This is a genomic window from Francisella noatunensis subsp. noatunensis (assembly GCF_009823375.1).
Classification (GTDB): domain Bacteria; phylum Pseudomonadota; class Gammaproteobacteria; order Francisellales; family Francisellaceae; genus Francisella; species Francisella noatunensis.
The window spans coordinates 1-5,184 of record NZ_WBSX01000127.1; the positions used below are offsets into that span (position 1 = coordinate 1).

Here is a 5,184-nt window from a genome sequence, read left to right on the forward strand (position 1 = left end):
GATTCAATGACTGTAAATAAAGTAAAACAGCAATATAGTGTCAAACACCCTATTCTTGGCTTTATATTTATGTCTGGCGCTGGATTTATTGGAGGTTTACTTGGTATTGGTGCTGGTATTTTTAAAGTAATAGCGATGGATAAGGTTATGAAGATACCCTTTAAGGTAAGTGCATCTACTAGCAATTTTATTATGGGTATTACGGCATTTGCGGCGACTTCAACTTATTATTTCGCAGGGTATATAGATAGCTCAATAACTGCTCCTGTTGCTTTAGGTACTTTATTAGGTGCTACTATATGCTCTAAAATTATGCCGTATATTTCAACAAAGGTTTTAAGGCTTACATTTTTTATAGTTTTATTTATTTCAGCATTACAAATGATAATTAAAGGATTAATATGATCAAAGATAATGTCATATATCGTGTTATAAAGTTAAACTTATCATTAGCTGTTTTCATAATATGTTTAGGTGCTGTAGATGCTATTTTTGGAAGTCGTGATATTGCAAAAAATATTGTTAATATTGGAATCTTTTTAATAATAATAACACCTGTGCTAAGGATCCTTTTAGAGTTTATCTTTTTTATAAAGGCAAAAAACTACACTTACATGCTGATATGTTTACTATTATTCCTAATAATAGCTGTTAGTATAGTCTGTTAGATAGTATATTTATTCTAAAAATGTTAATATTTTGTCTATTGTGATAATTGTGCTCATAAGAGCTGAAACTTATTGAAATATGTTTACTAGTTTATCAGATAAATTGCAATCTTCATTTAAGAAGATAAAAGGACAAACTTCTCTTACAGAAGAAAATATACAGTCAGCTTTACGTGACATTAGAGTATCTCTACTAGAGGCCGATGTTGCATTACCTGTTGTCAAAAAGTTTATAGAAAATATAAAGCAAAAAGCTATAGGTGAAGAAGTCAAGAAAAGTCTTACACCAGATCAAACATTTATTTCATTCGTAAAAAAAGAAATAGAAAGAGCATTAGGCGAAGAAGCTGTACCTATCAACTTAAAAACTCAGCCCCCAGCTATTATACTCATGGCAGGTTTGCAAGGTGCTGGTAAAACAACTTCTACAGCTAAACTTGCTAAGTATTTAAAAGAGCAGCATAAGAAAAAGGTAATGGTAGTCAGTGCCGATGTCTATCGCCCTGCTGCTATTGATCAGTTAAGAACTCTTGCAAATGGTTTGAACATAGAGTTTTTTGAATCTGACACATCTCAAAAGCCTGACTATATTGTTTCAGAAGCTATTAGAGCTGCTAAAACAAAATTAATAGATGTTCTGATAATAGATACCGCTGGTAGATTGCATATTGATAGTAATATGATGGATGAAATCAAACAAATCCATAAAATTGCAAATCCAATAGAAACATTCTTCACTGTAGATAGTATGACAGGTCAAGATGCCGCTATTACTGCTAAAGCATTTAATGATGCTTTAGAGTTAACAGGTGTGATTCTTACAAAAACTGATGGTGATGCTAGAGGTGGAGCTGCTCTTTCGATTAGAGAGATTACAGGTAAACCGATTAAATTCTTAGGTACTGGAGAAAAAACAGATGCATTAGAGCCATTCCATCCTGATAGAGTAGCCTCTAAAATACTAGGAATGGGTGATGTGCTTAGTTTAATCGAAAGCATTGAACAAAAAACAGAGAAAAAATCTGCTGAAAAACTTACCCAAAAGCTTAAAAGTGGCAAAACCTTTGACTTAGAAGATTTTAAAAGTCAGATACAACAAATGAAGAATATGGGTGGTGTTGGCTCAATTATGTCTAAATTACCCAATATGCCTGCAAATTTACCAGGTAATGTTGGTGATGATATGTTTAAAAAAATTGAAGCCATGATAGACTCAATGACTCCGCTTGAGCGAAAGAAGCCAGAGTTAATCAAACATAGCAGAAAGCAAAGAATTATAAAGGGATCAGAAACTACAATACAGGACCTTAACAAACTTCTACAGCAACACACACAAATGAAAAAAATGATGAAAAGTGTAGTTGGTAAAAAAGTAGGTATGGCTAACATGATGAAACGGTTGTCAGCTATGCAAGGTATGGGTAATATGCCGGGTCTTTTTGGTAAAAGAAAGTAAGAATATAAGGAAATCTCTAATGATAGGTGATAAAAACTTTGATAAAGTTTCTAATATAAATATTAAAAAGGAAAAAGTATTGATTCCAGCTGAAGTTCTAATTCAAGATATACCTCTTTTAAAGACTTCTTTTGAAACAGTTAGGAAATCGCGAAAAGAAATAGCTGAAATTATTCATGGTAAAGATGATAGAGTCGCTGTTATTGTTGGTCCTTGCTCAATTCATGATACGGAAGCTGCTATAGAATATGCTAAGAAGCTAAAAGAACAAGTCAAAAAGTTCCAAAAAGAAATTCTTATAATTATGCGAGTATACTTTGAAAAACCTCGTACAACTATAGGCTGGAAAGGACTTATAAATGATCCTAATCTTAATAATTCTTATAATATCAATAAGGGGCTTCGTATGGCTCGTACCCTACTATCTGATATTACTAGTATGGGATTACCTTGTGGAACAGAGTTTTTAGATGTAATCACTCCTCAATATTTCGCAGAACTTATTACTTGGGGAGCTATTGGTGCTAGAACTGTTGAGAGCCAAGTTCATAGAGAGCTTGCTTCAGGCCTTTCTGCTTCTATTGGCTTCAAGAATGCTACAAATGGAGATATCCAAGTAGCTGTCGATGCTATTAAGTCAGCTACCTATCCTGATCATTTCTTAAGTATTACAAAATCTGGGTCTACAGCAATATTTGCAACTAAAGGTAATCAAAATGGCCATATAATTCTTCGTGGTGGCGCTTCAGGACCTAACTTTAGCAAAGAACATGTTGATGACTGTATCGAAAAGCTTAAAAAATCTGAAATTGATACTAAAGTTATGATTGACTGTAGTCATGGTAACAGCAAAAAAGATCATACTAAGCAAATCGCAGTATTAGAAGATATTTGTAAGCAAATTAAAACTAGTAATGATGTATTTGGAATAATGATTGAAAGTAACCTTGTAGCTGGAAATCAGGATATTAATAATAAGCCTCTAACTTACGGACAAAGTGTAACAGATAAGTGTGTTGATTTTGATGAAACAATCAAAATGCTTGAAATGTTAGCAGATGCAGTTAAAGCTAGACATAACTCTCAAGAAAAAGCAGAAACTAAAGAAGAGTCTCAATTTTCATTATTATAAATACCTTTTTGAAATAAATGAAATATCACATCCTAAAATATACTCAAATATTTTTGGTAGGATTTAGTTTTTTTATACTTTGTAGCTGTGCTGATCAAAGTGTTACTTTTAAAAATATTCCCGCAGATAAGCAACCAATTATAGGTAAAGTTTCTAATATTTATATATTAGGAGGTTTAGGGCAAACTTCAGAAGTAGTCCCAGCTGATATATGTGGTGGGCATCAAGAGAAAGTTGCAAAAGTTACTTTTACAAAACCATTTATTTGGGATGGATTAATATCTTTGATAACTTTAGGTATTATAACTCCACGACATACTTATGTTTATTGCGCATAAATTTATGAAAAAAACGGTAGCCATACTTATTTGCTTCCTTTTAGGAGGTTGTACAACACAAACTGTAAATTTTGAAAAGCCTAAACAAGTATTACAAAAGCCTACTTACTATAAAAAAGATACATTTTTCTTAGGTATATGGCCATCGACAGATATAAATGCTAGTAAAATATGTAATGATAATAACAATATTTATAAAGTTGATGCTGAGCAAACAACTTCAGATTTAGTCATAGCATGGGCTACTTTTGGAATATATACGCCACGTAGTATAGCCATTTATTGTAAATAGCAGTCAACTCTCATTATAAGAAAATATTATACACTTAATAAAATCAATATATTTAACTCTATGAGATTTTTTTGTCATAATACTTCGCAGAAAATATATAAGAATTTTAAATAAGGTTATAAAAAATGAAAAAATTAATTTTATCAGTAGTAATATTTAGTTTAGTAAACGTAGTTTTTGGAAGTCCATTACATCAAATAAATAGTTTTTCAAATAATGGAGTATTCCCTGCACCTACAATGATTCTTGCAGAGTAATAAATAAAGAGGAAAGTTATTAGTTATTAGTTATTAGTTATTAGTTATTAGTTATTAGTTATTAGTTATTAGTTATTAGTTATTAGTTATTAGTTATTAGTTATTAGTTATTAACTAATGTATGTTTTATCTGTTTACCAAAGTCTGTAGCTGATTGAGAATTTTGAGCAGTAACAATTTTAGCATCATTTTTTACACAAGATTGCCATTCCAAAGCACTACTATATTTAGCACCAGCTTTGACTAAACTATCCTCTAGAGAAAAAGGCATGACATCAGTCAAACCGACAATTTTTTCTTCATTATTACTAAAGCCGGTTACTTCTTTATCTCTAATAATATTTTGCCCATCATTATCTTTAACATTTATCAGAGCTGCTACACCATGACATATTGCGCCAATTACTCCATTTCTAGAATAAACATCTAAAATCTTATTCTGTACATTAGAATCATTTGGGAAATCTCACATTGTCCCATGTCCACCAGCAAATATTATTGCATCATATTCTTTGATATTTACATCTCTAAGACTAGTGCTATTTTTCATAATATTTTTCAAATTATCATCGGCTAAAAATCTATCATTCAAAAGATCTTTTTCAGCAACACTATTAGGATCAATAGGGATTTCTCCTCCAGTAATTGACACAATATCAATTATGATATTTTCATCAAGAATACTGTAATATGGATGAGTAAGCTCTGATAGCCATAATCCAGTTTTTTCATTCAAATCACCCATTTTGCTATGACTAGTTGTAACCATTAATACTTTTTTCATGACGTTTTCCTATTTGTTAAAAACTTTATCTAGATGGTTTTTATAATTTTCAGTATACTCTTCAATTTTAGGATCTTTAATAACATCATTAGTAATAAATGTTGGTAACCCTTTCATATCTATGAATTCAGAGTTATTGTCAAATCTAGTGTATGGGAATTAAGCGGCATAATTTTTATCCTGTTTTATTTTGTCAACTTCATGCTCAGAAATGCCATCAATAAAAGTTACATTATTTAGCATTTCATTAATTCTCT

Annotated in this window: 7 protein-coding genes and 1 pseudogene; 7 read left to right on the forward strand and 1 reads right to left on the reverse strand. The window is 31.0% G+C overall.

All coding sequences use genetic code 11. The features are described 5' to 3' along the window. The 7 genes from F8C69_RS08970 to F8C69_RS11080 all read left to right on the forward strand — a co-directional run. Positions 1–405: sulfite exporter TauE/SafE family protein (locus F8C69_RS08970; RefSeq protein ID WP_159184933.1), on the forward strand; the 405-nt coding region annotated here is incomplete at its 5' end. Further along, a complete protein-coding gene (locus F8C69_RS08975) occupies positions 402–668 on the forward strand; it encodes a DUF1634 domain-containing protein (RefSeq protein ID WP_159184934.1) in 267 nt (88 codons plus the stop codon). The genes F8C69_RS08970 and F8C69_RS08975, both read left to right, overlap by 4 nt. A gap of 79 nt (positions 669–747) precedes the next feature. Further along, positions 748–2,124: a signal recognition particle protein gene (ffh, locus tag F8C69_RS08980; protein ID WP_159184935.1), complete on the forward strand. Its 1,377-nt coding sequence runs from the start codon at positions 748–750 to the stop codon at positions 2,122–2,124. Positions 2,125–2,143: 19 nt separating this feature from the next. Beyond that, on the forward strand, positions 2,144–3,256 hold the full coding sequence (locus F8C69_RS08985) for a 3-deoxy-7-phosphoheptulonate synthase (protein WP_159184936.1): 1,113 nt from the start codon (positions 2,144–2,146) through the stop codon (positions 3,254–3,256). A gap of 17 nt (positions 3,257–3,273) precedes the next feature. After that, a complete protein-coding gene (locus F8C69_RS08990) occupies positions 3,274–3,594 on the forward strand; it encodes a Bor/Iss family lipoprotein (protein ID WP_159184937.1) in 321 nt (106 codons plus the stop codon). Between the two features lie 4 nt (positions 3,595–3,598). Beyond that, positions 3,599–3,886, forward strand: a complete 288-nt coding sequence (locus F8C69_RS08995) for a Bor/Iss family lipoprotein (protein ID WP_159184938.1) — start codon at positions 3,599–3,601, stop codon at positions 3,884–3,886. A gap of 125 nt (positions 3,887–4,011) precedes the next feature. Then, positions 4,012–4,143, forward strand: a complete 132-nt coding sequence (locus F8C69_RS11080) for a hypothetical protein (RefSeq protein WP_267906566.1) — start codon at positions 4,012–4,014, stop codon at positions 4,141–4,143. A 103-nt stretch (positions 4,144–4,246) separates the two neighbouring features. Here F8C69_RS11080 and F8C69_RS09000 read toward each other — a convergent pair. Then, a pseudogene (locus tag F8C69_RS09000) lies at positions 4,247–4,912 on the reverse strand (type 1 glutamine amidotransferase domain-containing protein). Positions 4,913–5,184: the final 272 nt, after the last annotated feature.

Excerpts from the sequence above, each read along its gene's own strand:
- F8C69_RS08975 (WP_159184934.1), top strand. The coding sequence starts at position 402 with ATGATCAAAGATAATGTCATATATCGTGTTATAAAGTTAAACTTATCA.
- ffh (WP_159184935.1), top strand. The coding sequence starts at position 748 with ATGTTTACTAGTTTATCAGATAAATTGCAATCTTCATTTAAGAAGATA.
- F8C69_RS08985 (WP_159184936.1), top strand. The coding sequence starts at position 2,144 with ATGATAGGTGATAAAAACTTTGATAAAGTTTCTAATATAAATATTAAA.
- F8C69_RS08990 (WP_159184937.1), top strand. The coding sequence starts at position 3,274 with ATGAAATATCACATCCTAAAATATACTCAAATATTTTTGGTAGGATTT.
- F8C69_RS08995 (WP_159184938.1), top strand. The coding sequence starts at position 3,599 with ATGAAAAAAACGGTAGCCATACTTATTTGCTTCCTTTTAGGAGGTTGT.
- F8C69_RS11080 (WP_267906566.1), top strand. The coding sequence starts at position 4,012 with ATGAAAAAATTAATTTTATCAGTAGTAATATTTAGTTTAGTAAACGTA.